Raw genomic sequence first — 17,050 nt, 5'->3', positions numbered from 1 at the left:
CGGCGAATGTTCGCGATTTAGCTTGCCACGCGTTCTGAACGTGTCTTGCGAATGAGCCCGATCAGAATGCCCAGAATAACACCGAGTATCAGACCACCCGCACCAAAGAAGGACTTCCGCGGGAATGCGGGTCCCTGGTCGTCGACCTGAATGTCGCTGATGATTCGGGTGTTGTACGATTGATCCGGCGCCAGCATTTGGGCGGCGCGGAAGCGGCTCTCGTTCAGCGAGGCGCGCTCCGTCCGACTGCTTTGCAGTGCGCTCAATGCCATCACGGAATCAGTGTTCTTTGAATTTACCAAGGCTTTGCTCAACTGTTCCTGTGCCTTGGTGTTTGCCTCAATGGCGGCGTCAATGACGCTGAGCTGCTGCTTGGGGAGTGCGCGGGCGCGTTCCAGGATTGCAGCGTGCTCGGTCTGGATCAGATGTGCTGCTGCGTTAAGAGTTTGCCGTGCTTCATCCGGCGACGTTCCGCGCGCCACGATTTCGACGTAGGCCGTGCCTTGGATCGTACGCGCCTTGAGAGCCTTCCACACGACGCTCTTGCGCAGTTCATCCGTGTTACCGCGCAACTGAGGTAGTACCTCGGATGCGACATTGTCCCTGAAGGCGCTCAGTTGGATGCGCCCAACCGTTTGCTGCAGTGATTCGATCAATGGCCCGTCCGGTCCCGCGACCGGTGAACCTGCTGCGCGCCCGACCTGTAACGTTACCTTGCCTTCCCATTGCTTCTGCAAGACGAACGTCGTCCCGACGCCAAGGATCGCACCGAGCACTGCAAGTGCGGCAATGACTTTCAGATTCTTTTGAAAAAATGCGAAGATATCCGCCAATGAAATTTCATCGGCATCCATCTGTGCGGCGTCAGGCGATTTTTCGCTAGTCATAGGAGAGCTTAAACCTCGATACGGTCGTGCAGCGGACAATCGTCACACCGCCATACTCATTTTGCGGCGTGCATTGTAGACGATGCGGACACTGTTCAGTTCCGCTATCGCTTATCTGTGGGGAATAGTCTTGGAATGGCTCCCCAAAGGGAAACATTCCAGGCAAACATCTTTTAATTTTTCTGACGATGCGGGCACGGATCCTTGGTGCAATTGCCATACATGGCGAGCGAGTGCTCCTGGAGTACGAAGCCGCGCTCCTTGGCGATCAGTTTCTGGCGGCGCTCGATTTCGACGTCGACGAACTCTTCGACACGGCCGCAGTCCAGGCAGACGAGGTGATCGTGGTGTTGCCCTTCGTTCAGTTCGAAAACGGCCTTGCCGGATTCAAAGTTGCTGCGCGACAATAGCCCGGCTTGCTCGAATTGCGTCAGCACACGGTAGACCGTGGCCAGACCGATGTCGTGATTTTCCCCAAGCAGATGCCGGTAAACGTCTTCAGCAGTCAGATGACGCACCTTGCTGTTCTGGAAGATCTCCAGAATCTTGAGGCGCGGAAGCGTGGCTTTCAGTCCGATATTTTTCAAATCGGCGGGATTAGGCATCGCTCTACGTCCCTAGAGTACAATACAGCCCCAATAATAATGCCTTTTTGCCTTGTCCGGGTGCAAACCGGGGCAAACGGGACGGTTTCTGCCGTCAACAGGGGCGATGTGGCGGCGCGCCGGGCGTGCCGGATCAATTTCGATTTTTTTGAAAGCGAGTCAGATTTGCGTCGTTATCTCTCCCTTCCGCTCCCCGTCTTTGCGGCGGCAGCACTCCTGGCGCTGGCCGGTTGCTCGACGTACGACAGCATGACCGACAAGGTGATCGGCGTGGTCACGCCGTATCGCATCAACATCGTCCAGGGCAACTTCGTATCGAAAGAGGCCTACGAGCAGCTTCAGGCCGGCATGACCCGCGATCAGGTGCGTCAGTTGCTTGGCACGCCGCTGCTCACCGATCTGTTCCACGCGAACCGCTGGGATTACGTCTTCTACTTCAAGCGCGGCAACGCGTCGGTAGTGCAGGAGCGTCACCTGAAAGTGTATTTCGATGGCGATTCGCTGAGCCGCTGGGAAGGCGGCGAGAACCTGCCGACGGAATATCAACTGGTCCGGGAAATCGATGGCCAGAAGGGCAAGACCGTAAAGACGGAAGCCCCGGCGCCGTCGACGGCCAGTGCCGCCGCCGCCGAGGCCACTGCACCGTCGCCCGACGCGGCAGCGGCGGCTCCGACCGCCGTGTCGCCGAACGCCGGCGTGCCGGCGGCTACGCCCGCTGCCAGCAGCAGCCCGAGCGGCAGTGCCGCGACCACCGGCACCGGGCTTGTCCCATCGCCGCGCATGACCTCGGGTGGTGGCCTGTTCTCGGCGCCGAAGTAAGCTGTTGGAAGACGACCAAAGACTCACCATGATGAAGATTGCGATTGCGGGCGCTTCCGGCCGTATGGGGCGGATGCTGATCGAGACCGTGTTGGCAACTGATGACGCCGAGCTGGTCGGGGCACTCGACCGCGAAGGCAGCCCGGCGCTCGGCGTCGATGCCGGCGCCTTTCTTGGCCGCGACACCGGTGTGAAGATCACCGACGATCTCGACGCCGCGCTTGCCAACGCCGAATACCTCATCGACTTCACTCGCCCGGAGGGCACGCTTGCACATCTGGCTGCCGCCGAAAGGCATGGCGTGAAGATGATCATCGGTACGACGGGGCTGTCGGAAGACGACAAGGCGCGTTTGGCCAAGGGCGCCGAGCGTGTGGCGATCGTATTCGCTCCAAACATGAGCGTGGGTGTGAACGCCACGTTCAAGCTGCTCGAAATCGCCGCGAAGATCCTGAACACCGGCTACGACATCGAGATCATCGAAGCGCATCACCGCCACAAGGTCGATGCGCCGTCGGGTACCGCGCTGCGCATGGGCGAAGTCGTGGCCGAAGCGCTGGGCCGCGATCTGAAGGCGTGTGCCGTCTACGGCCGCGAAGGCGTGACCGGCGAGCGCGATCCGTCCACCATCGGTTTTGCAACCGTGCGCGGTGGCGATATCGTCGGCGATCACACGGTGCTGTTCGCCGGTATCGGCGAGCGCATCGAGATCACCCACAAGTCGTCGAGCCGCCTGTCCTATGCGCAGGGTTCGTTGCGTGCCGCGCGGTTCCTCGCACAGCGCAAGACCGGCCTGTTCGATATGCAGGACGTGCTGGGCCTGCGCTGATCGCATACGGATGCCGGAAGCTGCACCAGCGCAGCCTCCGGCATCTGCCGGCCGTGGTCCTCTCGCGGCGCGAATCTTCCTCGATCGCCAGCAGGTGGAGCAGGAACCACGAGGCCGAATCCCCGTCGCCGCCACGCCGAATCCGCCCACGGCGGCGTTATAATCATCGTTTTTCCCGGATCTGCCCCGAAATTCTGCGTGTCGCGCAGTTTTTGCCACACCCGCGAGGCCGAATCCGAGCCGAATCCTATTCGCCGACCCATCATGCAAGAAAAATACGTTCCCGCTGACGTCGAAGCCTCCGCCCAGTCTCACTGGCAGGCGATCGATGCCTACAAGACCACCGAGCGCGCGGACAAACAGAAATTCTATTGCGTCTCGATGCTGCCGTATCCGTCGGGCAAGCTGCATATGGGCCACGTGCGCAACTACACCATCAATGACGTGATGTACCGTCAGATGCGCATGCGCGGCTACAACGTGCTCATGCCGATGGGCTGGGACGCGTTCGGCATGCCGGCGGAGAACGCCGCCATGGCCAACGGTGTGCCGCCGGCCAAGTGGACGTACGACAACATCGCGTACATGAAGAAGCAGATGCAGGCGATGGGCCTGGCGATCGACTGGTCGCGTGAAGTCGCCACCTGCAAGCCGGAGTATTACCGCTGGAATCAATGGCTGTTCCTGAAGATGCTCGAGAAGGGCATCGCCTACCTCAAGACGGGCACGGTGAACTGGGATCCGATCGATCAGACCGTGCTCGCGAACGAGCAGGTGATCGACGGCCGCGGCTGGCGCTCGGGCGCGCTTGTCGAGAAGCGTGAAATCCCGATGTACTACATGCGCATCACCGAATATGCCGACGAATTGCTCGGTGATCTGGACGAGCTCGGCTGGCCCGAGCGCGTCAAGGTGATGCAGCAGAACTGGATCGGCAAGAGCTTCGGCGTGAACTTCGGCTTCCCGTACGAACTCGACGGCGAGCGCAAGCTGCTGCGCGTGTTTACCACGCGCGCCGACACGATCATGGGCGTGACGTTTTGCGCGATCGCGGCCGAGCATCCGCTTGCCGCGCGTCTGGCGGCCGACCGTCCGGACCTGCAGGCGTTCATCACCGAATGCAAGCAGGGCGGCGTGGCCGAGGCCGACATCGCCACGATGGAAAAGAAGGGCATGCCCACGGGCTTCTTCGTCACGCATCCGCTCACCGGCGACAAGGTCGAGGTGTGGATCGGCAACTACGTGCTGATGGGATACGGCGAAGGCGCTGTGATGGGCGTGCCGGCACACGACGAGCGCGATTTTGCGTTCGCGCGCAAGTACGGGCTGCCGATCAGGCAGGTCGTGGCCGTGCCGGGCGAGACGTATTCCACCGAAGCCTGGCAGGCATGGTACGGCGACAAGGAGACGGGCTCGCTCGTCAACAGCGGCAAGTATGATGGCCTGAATTTCTCGGCGGCCGTCGAGGCCATCGCTGCCGATCTCAAGGCGCGGGGCGTGGGCGACAAGCAGGTCACGTTCCGCCTTCGCGACTGGGGCATTTCGCGTCAGCGTTATTGGGGCACGCCGATCCCGATCATCCATTGCGAGTCGTGCGGCGCCGTGCCGGTGCCCGAGAAAGACCTGCCGGTCGTGCTGCCCGAAGACCTCGTGCCGGACGGCACGGGCAACCCGCTGGCGAAGTCCGAGGCGTTCCTCAAGTGCGATTGCCCGAAGTGCGGCAAGCCGGCCCGTCGCGAAACGGACACGATGGACACCTTCGTGGATTCGTCGTGGTACTTCTCGCGCTACGCCTGCCCGGACGCCGACAAGATGGTCGACGAGCGTACCGATTACTGGATGCCGATGGACCAATACATCGGCGGCATCGAGCATGCGATTCTGCACCTGCTGTACTCGCGTTTCTGGACGAAGGTCATGCGCGACCTCGGATTGTTGAGCTTCAAGGAGCCTGCGCAGAATCTGCTCACGCAGGGCATGGTGCTCAACGAAACGTACTTCCGCGAGGATGCCTCGGGCAAGAAGACCTGGTTCAACCCGCTCGACGTGCAGGTGCAGTTCGACGACAAGGGTCGCCCGGTCGCCGCCACCGCGAAGGCCGACGGCGCACCGGTGGCGCTCGGTGGCATCGAGAAGATGTCGAAGTCGAAGAATAATGGCGTGGATCCGCAATCGCTGATCGATCAGTATGGCGCCGATACGGCACGTCTGTTCGTGATGTTTGCCGCGCCGCCCGAGCAGCAGCTCGAATGGTCGGGCGCCGGTGTGGAGGGCGCGAGCCGTTTCCTGCGACGTCTGTGGGGCTTCGGCCAATCTCACGCGGCGTTGCTGCGTCAGGCGGACGTCGCCATCGACGCCGCGAATCCGGCGGCTCAGGCGCTGCGCCGCGAGATTCACAGTGTGCTCAAACAAGCCAATTACGATTACCAGCGCGTGCAGTACAACACGGTGGTGTCGGCGGCGATGAAGATGCTCAACGCCATCGAGAGCGACAAGGGCACGGCCGGCGCCGGTGCGCTGCGCGAGTGCTACGGCATCCTGTTGCGCGTGCTGTATCCGGTCGTGCCGCACATCACGCATGGCCTGTGGGTGGAGCTTGGCTACGCCGCACAGTTTGGCGATCTGCTTGATGCGGCGTGGCCGGAAGTCGACGAGGCGGCGCTGGTGCAGGACGAGATCGAACTCGTGCTGCAAGTGGCGGGCAAGGTGCGTGGTGCGATCCGTGTCGCGAAGGATGCGTCGCGCGAGGCCATCGAGCAAGCGGCGCTCGCGCACGAGATGACGACCAAGTTTGGCGAAGGCAAGCCGGTGAAAAAGGTCATCGTCGTGCCGGGCCGTCTTGTGAACGTGGTGGTCTGAGGCGGCGCAGAAGGCCGTCGACCGATGAATTGGTGACGTTGGTGACAAGAGGGCACATCACGTGCAAATGATATCCGGGCAACTAGGCGTCGGTATGACGCGCAGGATCTTCGGCTGGATTGCGCTGCTGGGCTGCGCGCTTGCGCTGTCCGCATGCGGCTTCCAGTTGCGGGGCGCGAGCGAGTACGCGTTCAAGCGGCTGTATATCTCGGGCGGCGGCCAGATGGTGACCGACATTTCGCGCTATATCCGCTACGGCAGCAAGGGCACGGTCGTCGTGCCCGAGCCCAAGGACGCGGATGCGCGTCTCGAGATTCTGAGTGCCACATCTTCACGTGCGGCGGTGAGTCTCGATGCGAACGGCCAGGCGCGCGAGTACGAGATGCGCAATGTCTACACCTTTCAGCTAGTGACGCCGGACGGGACGCCCATCATTCCGGCGAGCACTATCCGTCTCACGCGCAACCTGCCGTACAGCGACAGCGAGTCCACCGCACGTGACACGGAAGCCGCGTTGCTTAGCCGTGACATGCAGAAGGATGCCGTCGACCAGATCATTCGCCGCATGGAAGCCGTGAAGTCCATGCCGGAGAAGAAGCCGGAACTGTAAAGCACGCTCATGCAACTGCGTCCCGACGCGCTCGATGCGCACCTCGCCAAGACCCTCTCGCCGATCTACACGATCCACGGCGACGAGAGCCTGCTCGTGCAGGAGGCGGTGGATCGCGTGCGCGCGGCGGCGCGTGCGGGCGGCTTTACCGAGCGCGACGTGCTCAGCGTCGAACGCAGCTTCGACTGGGGCGCGCTCGCGAACGCGGGGCAGTCGATGTCGCTGTTCGGCGACCGCAAGCTCATCGAATTGCGTATTCCTGGCGGCAAGCCCGGCAAGGATGGCGGGGCGGCGCTCAAGGCGCATGCCGACGCCGCCAGCGGCGACGTGCTGACCATCGTCACGCTGCCGCGCCTCGACGCCACGGCGACCAAGTCCGAATGGTTCGCGGCGCTCGACCGCGCGGGCGTCACCGTCAAGGTCGACCCGGTCGATCGCAACCGTCTGCCCGACTGGGTCGCACAACGTCTCGCCGCACAGGGACAACGCATCGAGGCAGGCGAACCGGGCCGCCGCGTGTTGCAGTTCATCGCCGATCGCGTGGAAGGCAACCTGCTCGCGGCGCATCAGGAAATTCAGAAGCTCGGACTGTTGTATCCGGAGGGCGTTCTCACGTTCGACCAGGTGCAGGATGCCGTGCTCAACGTGGCGCGTTACGACGTCTTCAAGCTCAGCGAAGCGGTGCTGGCCGGCGATGCCGCACGTCTCGTGCGGATGCTCGACGGGCTGCGCGGCGAGGGCGAAGCGGCGCCGCTCGTGTTGTGGGCGCTGACCGAGGAAGTTCGCACGCTGGCCAAGATCACGCGCGGGATGGCCGCCGGTAAACCGCTGGCGATGCTGCTGCGCGAGTATCGCGTGTGGGGGCCGCGTGAGCGATTGATGGAGCAGGCCGCGAATCGCGTCAATCCGATCCTGCTCGCTCAGGCGTTGCAACTTGCCGCACGGCTGGATCGGCAAGTCAAGGGACTGCGTGCCGAGGGCCTGCCGGGCGATCCATGGGACGGTATGCTGCAACTCGGCCTGCTGCTCGTGGGCGAGCGACCGCCGATGGCGCGCTCCGAGCGTGCAGCTCGCCCAGTGCACGCGTAGACCGCGCCCGAACCTGCCAACGCCGGCAACCCGGCGCCATGCCTCCCGGGGCGCGGGAGCCGCGCCAGCAGAACTCCCGCAATTGAAGGACAATCTGTCGCATGACCGGCGAGACTTCGTGCGACGTCTTTGCGAACATCGGGAAACGCGCCGACATCGACAGCCAACCGAACGCCGGGCGGATGCGTACCGAACGATCCGCCGAAAAGAAACGGCCGAACCGACGATATGGATATCAAAGCCTACATGCAATCACTGGGCCAGCGTGCCCGTGAAGCTTCGCGCGCGATGGCGCGCGCCGACACCGCAGCCAAGAACCGGGCCCTGCTTGCCATTGCCGACGCGATCGAGCGCGACGGCGCGAAGTTGCAGGAAGTGAACCGCCGCGATCTGGAGCGCGCTCGCGCCAACGGTCAGGATGCCGCTTTCATCGACCGTCTGACGCTATCCGACAAAGCACTGCGCACGATGGTGGAAGGCCTGCGCCAGATCGCCGGCCTGTCCGATCCCATCGGCGAGATCGGCAATGTGCGTGTGCGGCCGAGCGGTATCCAGGTGGGTCAGATGCGAGTGCCGCTGGGCGTCATCGGCATCATCTACGAGTCGCGTCCGAACGTCACCATCGACGCTGCGGCGCTGTGCCTGAAGTCCGGCAACGCGACCATCCTGCGCGGCGGTTCGGAAGCCATCGAAAGCAACACGGCGCTTGCCTCCCTCATCGCCGAAGCGCTGGCGGCCAGTGACCTGCCGGGCGATGCGGTGCAGGTCGTAAGCACGCCCGATCGCGCGGCGGTCGGCGAACTCATCACGATGACGGACTACGTCGACGTGATCGTGCCGCGCGGCGGCAAGAGTCTGATTGCGCGTCTGATGCAGGACGCCCGCGTGCCGATGATCAAGCATCTCGACGGCATCTGCCATGTTTACGTCGACGGTCGTGCCGACCCGGCGAAGGCGCTGGCGATCTGCGAGAACGCCAAGACGCATCGCTACGGCACCTGCAACACGATGGAGACACTGCTCGTCGACCAGCAGGCCGTCGGTCAGTTGCCTGCCATTGCGCGCATGTTCCAGGGCAAACAGGTCGAGTTGCGCGGTTGTGAGCGCACGGTAGCGGTGCTGGCCGAGGCCGGCGTGACCGGCGTCGTGGCCGCAACGGAAGGCGACTGGTCGACCGAATATCTGGCGCCGGTGCTGGCGATCAGAATCGTCGACGGTCTGGCCGCGGCCATCGAACACATCAATCGCTATGGTTCGCATCACACCGATGCCATCGTCAGCGAGGACTACAGCGCTGCGATGCAATTCCTGCGCGAAGTCGATTCGGCCAGCGTGATGATCAACGCGAGCACGCGCTTTGCCGATGGTTTCGAGTTCGGTCTGGGCGCCGAGATCGGCATCTCGAACGACAAGCTGCATGCTCGCGGCCCGGTGGGGCTCGAAGGCCTCACGAGCCTGAAGTACGTCGTGTTCGGACACGGCGAAGTTCGCAAGTAAGCCCGGCGCTCCCATGAAACATCAACTGCTCGGCCCGGCCGATTTTCTGAAAATGCCGTGGAAGAACGGTCAGGGCGTTACCACCGAGTTGGCCGTCGCCCGCCGCGCCGGCGAGGACGGCTTCGACTGGCGCATCAGCACCGCCACCGTGGCGGCACCAGGGCCGTTCTCCGTGTTCCCGGGAATCGACCGATCGCTCGCGATCGTGCGCGGCGGCACGCTTGCCCTCGAGGTCGAGGGACGTCCGGGCGTCACGCTCGGCACGCACACGCCACCCTATGCGTTCGGCGGCGAACTGGCAGTCAGCAGTACCCCGGTGCTTGAAATCGAAGGCGTGCCCATCGACGATTTCAACGTCATGACCCGGCGCGACGGCTGGCAGCACACGCTCGCGCAGCACCGCCTTGAAGGGCAGCCGCTGCCGTGGGTGCTGCCTGCGCAGTCGGACGCCGTCGCATTTCTCTACTGCACGCATGGTGAAGTGAAAGTGACGGCGGGCGATGGCCATCGCATGAACGTGCCGGCCGGGCATGGACTTCGTATCGATCCCGAAGGCAGCTTGGCGTCTTGCGAGTTGCGTGCCAGCGGGAACGTGGCGGACGTCTTCCTTACGACGATGTTGCGCCGTTAGCCCTCGCAGCCCTCGCAGCCCTCGCTTGTGGGCTTCGCGCCATGATGCGAACTCGCGGAGTGGCGTCTCCCGGGCTGGGCGATAGGCTGATACGGCATCGTTTTTGACGCCGACGCATCGCAAGGCAAAGAAAAAGGACACCGAGGTGTCCTTTTTTGCATGTAGATGGCGTCAGACGGCGCGTTCAGCGCCGTCCCGGCGAGGCTTAGTGACGGAAGTGACGCGTGCCCGTCATCAACATGGCGACGTTGCGTTCATCGGCGGCAGCGATGACTTCGTCGTCGCGCATCGAGCCACCCGGGTGAATCACGCAGGTCGCGCCGGCGTCGACCACCACGTCCAGACCGTCACGGAACGGGAAGAAGGCGTCCGACGCCACGGCCGAGCCGTTCAGCGACAGGCCGGCATTCTGCGCCTTGATGCTGGCGATGCGCGCTGAGTCGACGCGGCTCATCTGGCCGGCGCCCACGCCCAGCGTCATGCCGCCGGCGCAGAACACGATGGCGTTCGACTTCACGTACTTCGCCACGCGCCATGCGAACAGCAGGTCTTCCATTTCCTTCGGCGTCGGGTGACGCTTGGTGACCACACGCAACTCATGCGGGGCCACGTTCTTCGCGTCGGGCGACTGGACGAGCAGGCCGCCGCCGACGCGCTTGAAGTCGTATTGGTTCACGCCATCGCCCAGCGGCACCTCGAGCAGACGCACGTTCTGCTTGGCGGCGAACACCTGCTTGGCCGCGTCGGTAAACGATGGGGCGAGCAGCACTTCCACGAATTGCTTGGCAACGGCTTGCGCGGCGGCTTCGTCGACTTCGCGGTTGAACGCGATGATGCCGCCGAAGGCCGACGTCGGGTCCGTCTGGAACGCTTTCCCGTAGGCTTCGGCCGGCGACGCGGCCACGGCCACGCCGCACGGGTTCGCGTGCTTGATGATTACGCAGGCGGGGGCGTCGAACGTCTTCACGCATTCCCAGGCGGCGTCGGCGTCGGCGATGTTGTTGTACGACAGTTCCTTGCCCTGGAGCTGCCGATAGTTCGCGAGCGAGCCGGCCGGTGCGGCGATGTCGCGATAGAAGGCGGCGCTCTGGTGCGGGTTCTCGCCGTATCGCATGTCCTGTACCTTCGTGTACGCCAGGTTCAGCGTGGTTGGGTACGCGGCGCGCTCGTCGTGGCGCAGCGACTCGCCCAGGCTTGTGAGGTAGTTCGTGATCGCGCCGTCGTATTGGGCGGTGTGCGCAAAGACCTTCGTGGCGAGACGGAAGTTCGTGGCGTAGCCGACCGTGTTGGCGTTCGCCTTCATTTCGTCGAGCACCACGGCGTAGTCGGCGGGGTCGACGATGACCGTCACGTCGCGATGGTTCTTTGCGGCCGAGCGCAGCATCGTGGGGCCGCCGATGTCGATGTTCTCGATGGCGTCTTCCAGCGAGCAGTCGTCCTTGGCGATCGTCTGCACGAACGGGTAGAGGTTCACGACCAGCAGATCGATGGTCGGAATGTCGTGCTTGTCGAGCGCGGCCATGTGCTCGGGCAGGTCGCGGCGGGCGAGAATGCCGCCGTGCACCTTCGGATGCAGCGTCTTCACGCGCCCGTCGAGCATTTCCGGAAAACCGGTGTAGTCGGCCACTTCGGTCACCTTCAGGCCGGCGTCGGCCAGCAGCTTGGCGGTGCCGCCGGTGGAGAGAATCGACACGCCTTGCGCAGCGAGCGACTTTGCGAAGTCGACGATGCCGGTCTTGTCGGAGACGGAAATGAGAGCTTGCTTAATCATGACGGGCGGTAGTGAAACGGCAAAAACAGTGCGGTTGGGCGAATGGGACGGGTGCCATGCGACGGACTCGGCTGTAACGCATCTCGCGGCGGGGCGGACGGGCGGCTGCGCGTGATTCGCGATGACCGTCCGTTCCCCGGCGCAGCGGCTAGAGCAGGCCGTGCTGCTGCAACTTCTTGCGCAGCGTGTTGCGGTTGATCCCCAGATAATCGGCGGCGAGCGACTGGTTACCGTCTGCCTTGCCGAGCACGAACTCGAGCAGCGGTTTTTCAACGACGGAAACGATCATATCGTAGACATGGTTCGGCTTTTCGCCGTCCAGATCGCGGAAATACGAATCCAGACTGTCGCGCACGCATTGTTCTATGTTTGTTTTGCTCATGCAGCTAATAGCTCCCTCGGCAATTCTTGTTCATAGCAGAGGCGGTCCGAGTGCACCTTCTGCTGTTCGAAAAACTCGTTGACCGCGGCCAACTGTTCCTGCGTGGTGTCGAGCGTATTCATACGCTGGCGGAACGTGGCTGCTCCCGGCAGGCCGCGCGAATACCACGCGATATGTTTGCGCGCGGTCCGCACACCGGTGTACTCCCCGTAAAACTCGTAATGGTCTTCGAGGTGTTCGTTCATGATCTGCTGGATCTCGTCGACGCGCGGCGGCAGTGCGATTTCGCCCGTCGCGAGAAACAATTCGATGTCGCGGAAGAGCCACGGCCTGCCCTGTGCGGCGCGGCCGATCATGATCGCGTCCGCGCCCGTCACCTCCAGCACATGCTTCGCCTTCCGTGCCGAGGTGATGTCGCCGTTGGCGACCACCGGAATGCCCGCGGCGGCCTTGACGGCGGCGATCGTCTCGTACTCGGCGTCGCCGTGATACAGATCGGCGCGCGTGCGGCCGTGGACCGTAAGCATGCTGATGCCGCAGTCCTCGGCGATGCGGGCCACCGTCAGGGCATTCCTGTGTTCGCGGTCCCAGCCCGTGCGGATCTTGAGCGTGACGGGCACCACGTCGCCCACGGCGCCGACCACGGCGGACACGATGCGGGCGACGAGCGGTTCGTTCTGCAGAAGGGCGGAGCCGGCGGCGACGTTGCAGACCTTCTTGGCCGGGCAGCCCATGTTGATGTCGATGATCTGTGCGCCGCGTTCGACGTTGTAGCGGGCGGCCTCGGCCATCATGACCGGATCGGCGCCGGCGATTTGCACGGCGATCGGGGCGACTTCGCCGGCGTGGTTGGCGCGGCGCATCGTTTTCTCGCTTTTCCAGAGTTGTGCGTTCGACGCCACCATCTCCGAGACGGCATAGCCCGCGCCGAGTCGTTTGCACAACTGGCGGAACGGCCGATCCGTCACACCCGCCATGGGGGCGACGAACAGGTTATTGCGGAGTTCGTGGGAGCCAATACGCACGATGAAGGGAAAAGCCGGGAAAAAGTTTGTATTTTACTGCGAAAACCTGCCCCCGTCGCCTAAAAAATGAGCAAAAAATCGCTGGCACGGCAAGGCGCGGGGGCGTTGGCGTCGGACGGCGGTTGGGCCGCGAGTGGTGGGTCAGCGTTGGGACGTGGGGACGGGACCAGCCGAGTAGAAAGCAGCGCGCCAGCAACGGGATGGAGGGAATGGAGCGAAGGGTATGCGTCCCGTGGCGCGATGGTGGGGGGGGCGTTTGATGGGCGGGGATTACCGCTGCCCTGTCGTAGCGACTTTCAGGTGGAGCCTAGACAGGGTAGCGCTGATCCCCGCGGCCCTGGGGGTGAGAGAGGGCGGGGCGGGTTGAAGTGGGAGTGGTTGCCGGGGCAGGCGGCAGCGATGAACAGGCTCGGCGCCGGGGATTGTGCCGAGTTGGCGTGGTGGAGCGGCGGGAGCGAACCAGAAGCGCCGAAGTGGTGGATATGGTGGAATCGACCGAAGCCGCTGAAGCCACTGAAGCCACCGAAAGCCAACGCAGCGAAATTCGACCGCGCTGTCAGCCGCGCTGGCCGAACATCATCTGCCGGGCGAAGGCGGTTTTGAGTGGGGGCACGAGGTCGAGGCTGGCCAGCGCCATACCGCGCAGGAGGGCGACGGGCGTGGCGTCGACGCCGAAGACACGGGGCAGCAGGTCCGTGATGCGAATCGTGAGGCCGCGATCGGCGCGTCGACGTCGAGCGAAGGCGGCGAGTGCTGCGGGACCGGGAACGCCCACCGCGTCAGCCGTCTCCACCCTACCCTCTGTGCTCGCCGCACCCGCCACAGCGGACCGTGCCGCCGCGCGTGCGTGCTGCGCCAGCGTGTCGGCCAGATCGAACGCATCGCGCAAGCCCAGGTTGAGGCCTTGCCCTGCCACGGGATGCAGTGTCTGAGCGGCGTTGCCGATGGCGGCGATGCGGCCGTCGACAATATTGCCGAGCGCGTTCAGACCGAGTGGAAACCCCGCGCGTGCGCTGACCGACGTGAAGCGCCCCATGCGATCGCCGAAGGCCGCGTGCAGTTCGTCGAGGAACTCGATGTCGCCGAGTTCGCGACGACGCTTCGCTTCCTCATGCGAACAGCACCAGACCAGCGCGTAACCGTGTTCTTGCGGCAGGAGCGCGAGCGGGCCGCCGGGGGTGAAGCGTTCCCATGCCCAGCCAGGACGGGCGCGCTCGCACGTGACGAAGCCCACGAGGGCCGTCTGACCGTAGTCGCGCGCACGCGGGCGTGCCTGCTGACTCTCGAAGAGCCCGCCTTCCGCATTGACCGCCAGCGTGGCGTGCAGCGTCTGCGCATGATCGTCCGACGACGCGCCGAGCGTGAGCGTGACGCCATGCGTGTCCTGGCGAAGCGCGATGGCGCGATAAGGGCGGAAGTGATGCAGGCCGGCGGCGTGGTCCTGGGGCGGCACCGGTGCGGACGGCGCGTGCTCGAAACGGGGAGCGACGCGAGTCATCGCGGCGTCCAGCGCACGCATCAGCGCGCCGTAGCGCACCACATAACCGAGCGCCGGTACGCGATGCTCGGCGGCGTCGATCTCCGTGCTGCCGAAACGGCACGCCTGCGAGACGTGAATGTGGCCGATCGGCGTGCTCTCGAGCCCCGGGCTCGCGTGCGACCAGACACCGGCGCGCGCGAGGATCTCGCGGCTGCCATGCGAGAGCGCCAGGGTGCGCGGATCGTCGTAGCCCGCCTGCGGGCCGCGCGCGTCCACCAGCGCAATGCGCAATTGCGGGGCGCGTTGCGCCAGCAGCAAGGCCAGCGTCGTGCCGACCGGGCCTGCGCCGACGATCGCCACGTCGAAGCGGCGGGCCGGCGCGGCGCGGGTCGCGAGGGCGGCGGCGGGAGCGGGAGCCTGCGTGTCGGTCATCAGCCGCGCATCAATGCTTCGATTTCGTTGGCATCCACCGGTACGTCGCGTGTGAGCAACCTGCAGCCGGCGGCGGTGACGACCGCGTCGTCCTCGATCCGGATGCCGATGTTCCAGTAGCGTTCGTCGATGTCGGGCGCCGGACGCACGTAAATGCCCGGCTCGATCGTCATGACCATGTTCGCGGCGAGCGTGCGCCACGGACGCTCGCCGTTCGGCCCGTCCTCGCGATATTCGCCGGCATCGTGCACGTCCATGCCGATCCAGTGACCCGTGCGGTGCATGTAGAACCGGCTGTACGCCTTGCTGGCGATCACGTCGTCCAGCGTGCCGGCGGTGTCGCGTTTGAGCAGCCCCGTGTCGAGCATGCCTTGCGCGAGCACGCGTACGGCGGCTTCGTGCGGCGTGTCGAATCGCACGCCGGCATGCGTGGCGTCGATGGCGGCCTGCTGCGAAGCGAGCACGATGTCGTAAAGCTCGCGTTGCGCCGGCGTGAACTTGCCGTTCACCGGGAACGTGCGCGTGATGTCCGACGCGTAGCCGTCGAGCTCGCAAGCCGCGTCGATCAGGCAGAGGTCGCCATCGCGCAACTCGGCGTCGCCCGCGCGGTAGTGCAGCACCGTCGCGTTGGCGCCGGTCGCGACGATCGAACCGTAGGCGGGAAACTGCGAGCCGTTGCGACGAAACTCATACAGCAGTTCCGCTTCGAGATGGTATTCGCGCAGCCCCGGGCGAGAAGCTCTCATCGCGCGCACGTGGGCGTTAGCCGAAATCTTGCCGGCGCGCGCCATGATGTCGAGTTCGCTCTGATCCTTCACGAGACGCAACTCGTCGAGAATCGCGCGGACGTCACGCGCGGCGGAAGGCGCCGACACGCCCGAGCGGCTTTGCGCACGCACGGCGTTGAGCCATTGACGTACCTGACGGTCCTGCTGCGCCGAGGCGCCGAGAGCGTAGTACAGCGCCGGGGCGTCGGCCAGCAGTTGCGGCATGCGCGTGTCGAGCTCGTCGATCGGATAGGCGGCGTCGAAGCCGAAAGCCTCGCGCGCGGCTTCCGGGCCGAAGCGATAGCCGTCCCAGATTTCCCGTTCTTCGTTCTTCGCGCGACAGAACAGGATCGAGTGGCCGGTGCGGCTGTCGAGGACCACCACCGCTTCAGGCTCCGTGAACCCCGACAGGTAATAGAAATAACTGTCGTGACGGTACGGGTAGTCGCTGTCCCGGTTGCGCGGCACTTCCGGTGCCGTGGGGACGATGGCGACGCCGCCGCCGGCTTTGCGCATCTGTTCGATGACTCGCTCTCGGCGGACACGGTACGGGGACTCGGACATCGCGGGCTCCATTTCGGTCGATTCGGTCGATTTTGGTGTATTGAAGCGATTCTACTGCCGGGGACGTGCTGATGCGCGGGGGCGTGCGCTCGCCAGGACGGTGGCGTTCAGTGCGTCGAGTTGCGCCGGCGTGCCAACGTTCTCCCAAAGGCCGTCGAAACGCTCGCCGCTCGCGTGCTGCTGGGAAATCGCGCGGCGATACAGCGGCGTGAGCGCCATGCGCGTGCCGGGGGCGATGCCATCGAACAGGCGCAGGTCGTACAGCGCGATGTTGCCGAACGTGAGCGCCGTGCTGCCGGGTGGGGCGGCGTCAGGCAGATGCAGATGGCCCGAGGCGTCGAGCGCGAAGTCGCCTGTCGGGTGAAACGGCGGGTTCGGCACCATCACCAGGTGCATGCCGGGCGCCGGTTGGGCAGCCAGACGCTCGGCGCTCGTGTGCAGCGCGGCATAGTCGAACGCCGTGAAGATGTCGCCCGAGACGGCCAGGAACACGTTGCCGGCGCCCTCGAGCAGCGGACGCGCCTGGACGATGCCGCCCGCCGTCTCCAGCGCTTCGTTCTCGGCCGAGTAGGCGAGCCGTACGCCGAACGCGCTGCCGTCGCCGAGCGCGGCTTCGATCTGCGCGCCAAGCCACGCGTGATTGATGACGATATCCGTGAAACCGGCGCGCGCAAGTGCCTCGATCTGCCAGACCACGATGGGCTTGCCGGCGACGGGCAGCAACGGCTTGGGCGTGACGTCCGTGAGCGGACGCATGCGTTCGCCGCGTCCCGCGGCGAAGATCATCGCCTTCATGGTACTCA

At 64.6% G+C, this 17,050-nt stretch carries 15 protein-coding genes; 7 read left to right on the top strand and 8 right to left on the bottom strand.

Annotation, left to right across the window (positions count from 1 at the left end):
* Positions 1 to 17: 17 nt before the first annotated feature.
* Both RO07_RS22110 and fur read right to left on the bottom strand, forming a co-directional pair.
* The gene (locus RO07_RS22110; RefSeq protein ID WP_084072756.1) at positions 18 to 887 is read right to left on the bottom strand and encodes a Wzz/FepE/Etk N-terminal domain-containing protein; all 870 of its coding nucleotides are present in this window, start codon (positions 885 to 887) and stop codon (positions 18 to 20) included.
* Between the two features lie 173 nt (positions 888 to 1,060).
* Positions 1,061 to 1,492: a ferric iron uptake transcriptional regulator gene (fur, locus tag RO07_RS22105; RefSeq protein WP_039405824.1), complete on the bottom strand. Its 432-nt coding sequence runs from the start codon at positions 1,490 to 1,492 to the stop codon at positions 1,061 to 1,063.
* A 165-nt stretch (positions 1,493 to 1,657) separates the two neighbouring features.
* Here fur and RO07_RS22100 point away from each other — a divergent pair, with 165 nt between their 5' ends.
* The 7 genes from RO07_RS22100 (at position 1,658) to RO07_RS22070 (ending at position 9,826) form a co-directional block, all read left to right on the top strand.
* Entirely contained in the window at positions 1,658 to 2,311 is a 654-nt protein-coding gene (locus RO07_RS22100) for an outer membrane protein assembly factor BamE (RefSeq protein WP_072637130.1), read from the top strand.
* 31 nt (positions 2,312 to 2,342) lie between these two features.
* Positions 2,343 to 3,140, top strand: coding sequence for a 4-hydroxy-tetrahydrodipicolinate reductase (dapB, locus tag RO07_RS22095; RefSeq protein ID WP_039413296.1), 798 nt, complete (start codon positions 2,343 to 2,345; stop codon positions 3,138 to 3,140).
* 264 nt (positions 3,141 to 3,404) lie between these two features.
* Positions 3,405 to 5,999 (top strand): leucine--tRNA ligase, encoded by a 2,595-nt coding sequence (gene leuS / locus RO07_RS22090; protein WP_039405822.1) that lies wholly within the window; start codon positions 3,405 to 3,407, stop codon positions 5,997 to 5,999.
* Between the two features lie 94 nt (positions 6,000 to 6,093).
* Complete coding sequence (locus RO07_RS22085; protein WP_039405819.1) at positions 6,094 to 6,609, top strand: LPS-assembly lipoprotein LptE; 516 nt, start codon at positions 6,094 to 6,096, stop codon at positions 6,607 to 6,609.
* A gap of 9 nt (positions 6,610 to 6,618) precedes the next feature.
* On the top strand, positions 6,619 to 7,698 hold the full coding sequence (gene holA, locus RO07_RS22080; RefSeq protein WP_039405816.1) for a DNA polymerase III subunit delta: 1,080 nt from the start codon (positions 6,619 to 6,621) through the stop codon (positions 7,696 to 7,698).
* Between the two features lie 228 nt (positions 7,699 to 7,926).
* Positions 7,927 to 9,195: a glutamate-5-semialdehyde dehydrogenase gene (locus RO07_RS22075; RefSeq protein ID WP_039405815.1), complete on the top strand. Its 1,269-nt coding sequence runs from the start codon at positions 7,927 to 7,929 to the stop codon at positions 9,193 to 9,195.
* Positions 9,196 to 9,208: 13 nt separating this feature from the next.
* Positions 9,209 to 9,826, top strand: coding sequence for a HutD/Ves family protein (locus tag RO07_RS22070; RefSeq protein WP_039405812.1), 618 nt, complete (start codon positions 9,209 to 9,211; stop codon positions 9,824 to 9,826).
* Between the two features lie 205 nt (positions 9,827 to 10,031).
* On the opposite strand, the gene purH is transcribed toward RO07_RS22070, so the two are convergent.
* The 6 genes from purH to murU all read right to left on the bottom strand — a co-directional run bounded on the left by purH (position 10,032) and on the right by murU (position 17,042).
* On the bottom strand, positions 10,032 to 11,597 hold the full coding sequence (purH, locus tag RO07_RS22065; protein WP_039405810.1) for a bifunctional phosphoribosylaminoimidazolecarboxamide formyltransferase/IMP cyclohydrolase: 1,566 nt from the start codon (positions 11,595 to 11,597) through the stop codon (positions 10,032 to 10,034).
* A 148-nt stretch (positions 11,598 to 11,745) separates the two neighbouring features.
* Positions 11,746 to 11,979 (bottom strand): Fis family transcriptional regulator, encoded by a 234-nt coding sequence (locus RO07_RS22060; RefSeq protein ID WP_039405807.1) that lies wholly within the window; start codon positions 11,977 to 11,979, stop codon positions 11,746 to 11,748.
* On the bottom strand, positions 11,976 to 12,956 hold the full coding sequence (dusB, locus tag RO07_RS22055) for a tRNA dihydrouridine synthase DusB (RefSeq protein WP_052266801.1): 981 nt from the start codon (positions 12,954 to 12,956) through the stop codon (positions 11,976 to 11,978). Before dusB ends, RO07_RS22060 begins: the two co-directional genes overlap by 4 nt.
* A gap of 604 nt (positions 12,957 to 13,560) precedes the next feature.
* Positions 13,561 to 14,916, bottom strand: a complete 1,356-nt coding sequence (locus RO07_RS22050) for a UbiH/UbiF/VisC/COQ6 family ubiquinone biosynthesis hydroxylase (protein ID WP_039405805.1) — start codon at positions 14,914 to 14,916, stop codon at positions 13,561 to 13,563.
* On the bottom strand, positions 14,916 to 16,247 hold the full coding sequence (locus tag RO07_RS22045) for an aminopeptidase P N-terminal domain-containing protein (protein WP_039413291.1): 1,332 nt from the start codon (positions 16,245 to 16,247) through the stop codon (positions 14,916 to 14,918). The genes RO07_RS22050 and RO07_RS22045 overlap by 1 nt, the downstream gene beginning before the upstream one ends.
* A 51-nt stretch (positions 16,248 to 16,298) precedes the next feature.
* On the bottom strand, positions 16,299 to 17,042 hold the full coding sequence (murU, locus tag RO07_RS22040) for an N-acetylmuramate alpha-1-phosphate uridylyltransferase MurU (RefSeq protein ID WP_039413289.1): 744 nt from the start codon (positions 17,040 to 17,042) through the stop codon (positions 16,299 to 16,301).
* Positions 17,043 to 17,050: the final 8 nt, after the last annotated feature.

Origin of the sequence: Pandoraea pulmonicola, from assembly GCF_000815105.2 — a bacterium.
Taxonomy (GTDB): domain Bacteria; phylum Pseudomonadota; class Gammaproteobacteria; order Burkholderiales; family Burkholderiaceae; genus Pandoraea; species Pandoraea pulmonicola.
This window is presented reverse-complemented; position numbering and strand designations above follow the sequence as displayed.

What these genes read in the sequence shown, in the direction of transcription:
- RO07_RS22110 (WP_084072756.1), bottom strand. Translation starts at nt 887, where the DNA reads ATGACTAGCGAAAAATCGCCTGACGCCGCACAGATGGATGCCGATGAA.
- fur (WP_039405824.1), bottom strand. Translation starts at nt 1,492, where the DNA reads ATGCCTAATCCCGCCGATTTGAAAAATATCGGACTGAAAGCCACGCTT.
- dapB (WP_039413296.1), top strand. Translation starts at nt 2,343, where the DNA reads ATGAAGATTGCGATTGCGGGCGCTTCCGGCCGTATGGGGCGGATGCTG.
- leuS (WP_039405822.1), top strand. Translation starts at nt 3,405, where the DNA reads ATGCAAGAAAAATACGTTCCCGCTGACGTCGAAGCCTCCGCCCAGTCT.
- RO07_RS22085 (WP_039405819.1), top strand. Translation starts at nt 6,094, where the DNA reads ATGACGCGCAGGATCTTCGGCTGGATTGCGCTGCTGGGCTGCGCGCTT.
- holA (WP_039405816.1), top strand. Translation starts at nt 6,619, where the DNA reads ATGCAACTGCGTCCCGACGCGCTCGATGCGCACCTCGCCAAGACCCTC.
- RO07_RS22075 (WP_039405815.1), top strand. Translation starts at nt 7,927, where the DNA reads ATGGATATCAAAGCCTACATGCAATCACTGGGCCAGCGTGCCCGTGAA.
- RO07_RS22070 (WP_039405812.1), top strand. Translation starts at nt 9,209, where the DNA reads ATGAAACATCAACTGCTCGGCCCGGCCGATTTTCTGAAAATGCCGTGG.
- purH (WP_039405810.1), bottom strand. Translation starts at nt 11,597, where the DNA reads ATGATTAAGCAAGCTCTCATTTCCGTCTCCGACAAGACCGGCATCGTC.
- RO07_RS22060 (WP_039405807.1), bottom strand. Translation starts at nt 11,979, where the DNA reads ATGAGCAAAACAAACATAGAACAATGCGTGCGCGACAGTCTGGATTCG.
- dusB (WP_052266801.1), bottom strand. Translation starts at nt 12,956, where the DNA reads ATGGCGGGTGTGACGGATCGGCCGTTCCGCCAGTTGTGCAAACGACTC.
- RO07_RS22050 (WP_039405805.1), bottom strand. Translation starts at nt 14,916, where the DNA reads ATGACCGACACGCAGGCTCCCGCTCCCGCCGCCGCCCTCGCGACCCGC.
- RO07_RS22045 (WP_039413291.1), bottom strand. Translation starts at nt 16,247, where the DNA reads ATGTCCGAGTCCCCGTACCGTGTCCGCCGAGAGCGAGTCATCGAACAG.
- murU (WP_039413289.1), bottom strand. Translation starts at nt 17,042, where the DNA reads ATGAAGGCGATGATCTTCGCCGCGGGACGCGGCGAACGCATGCGTCCG.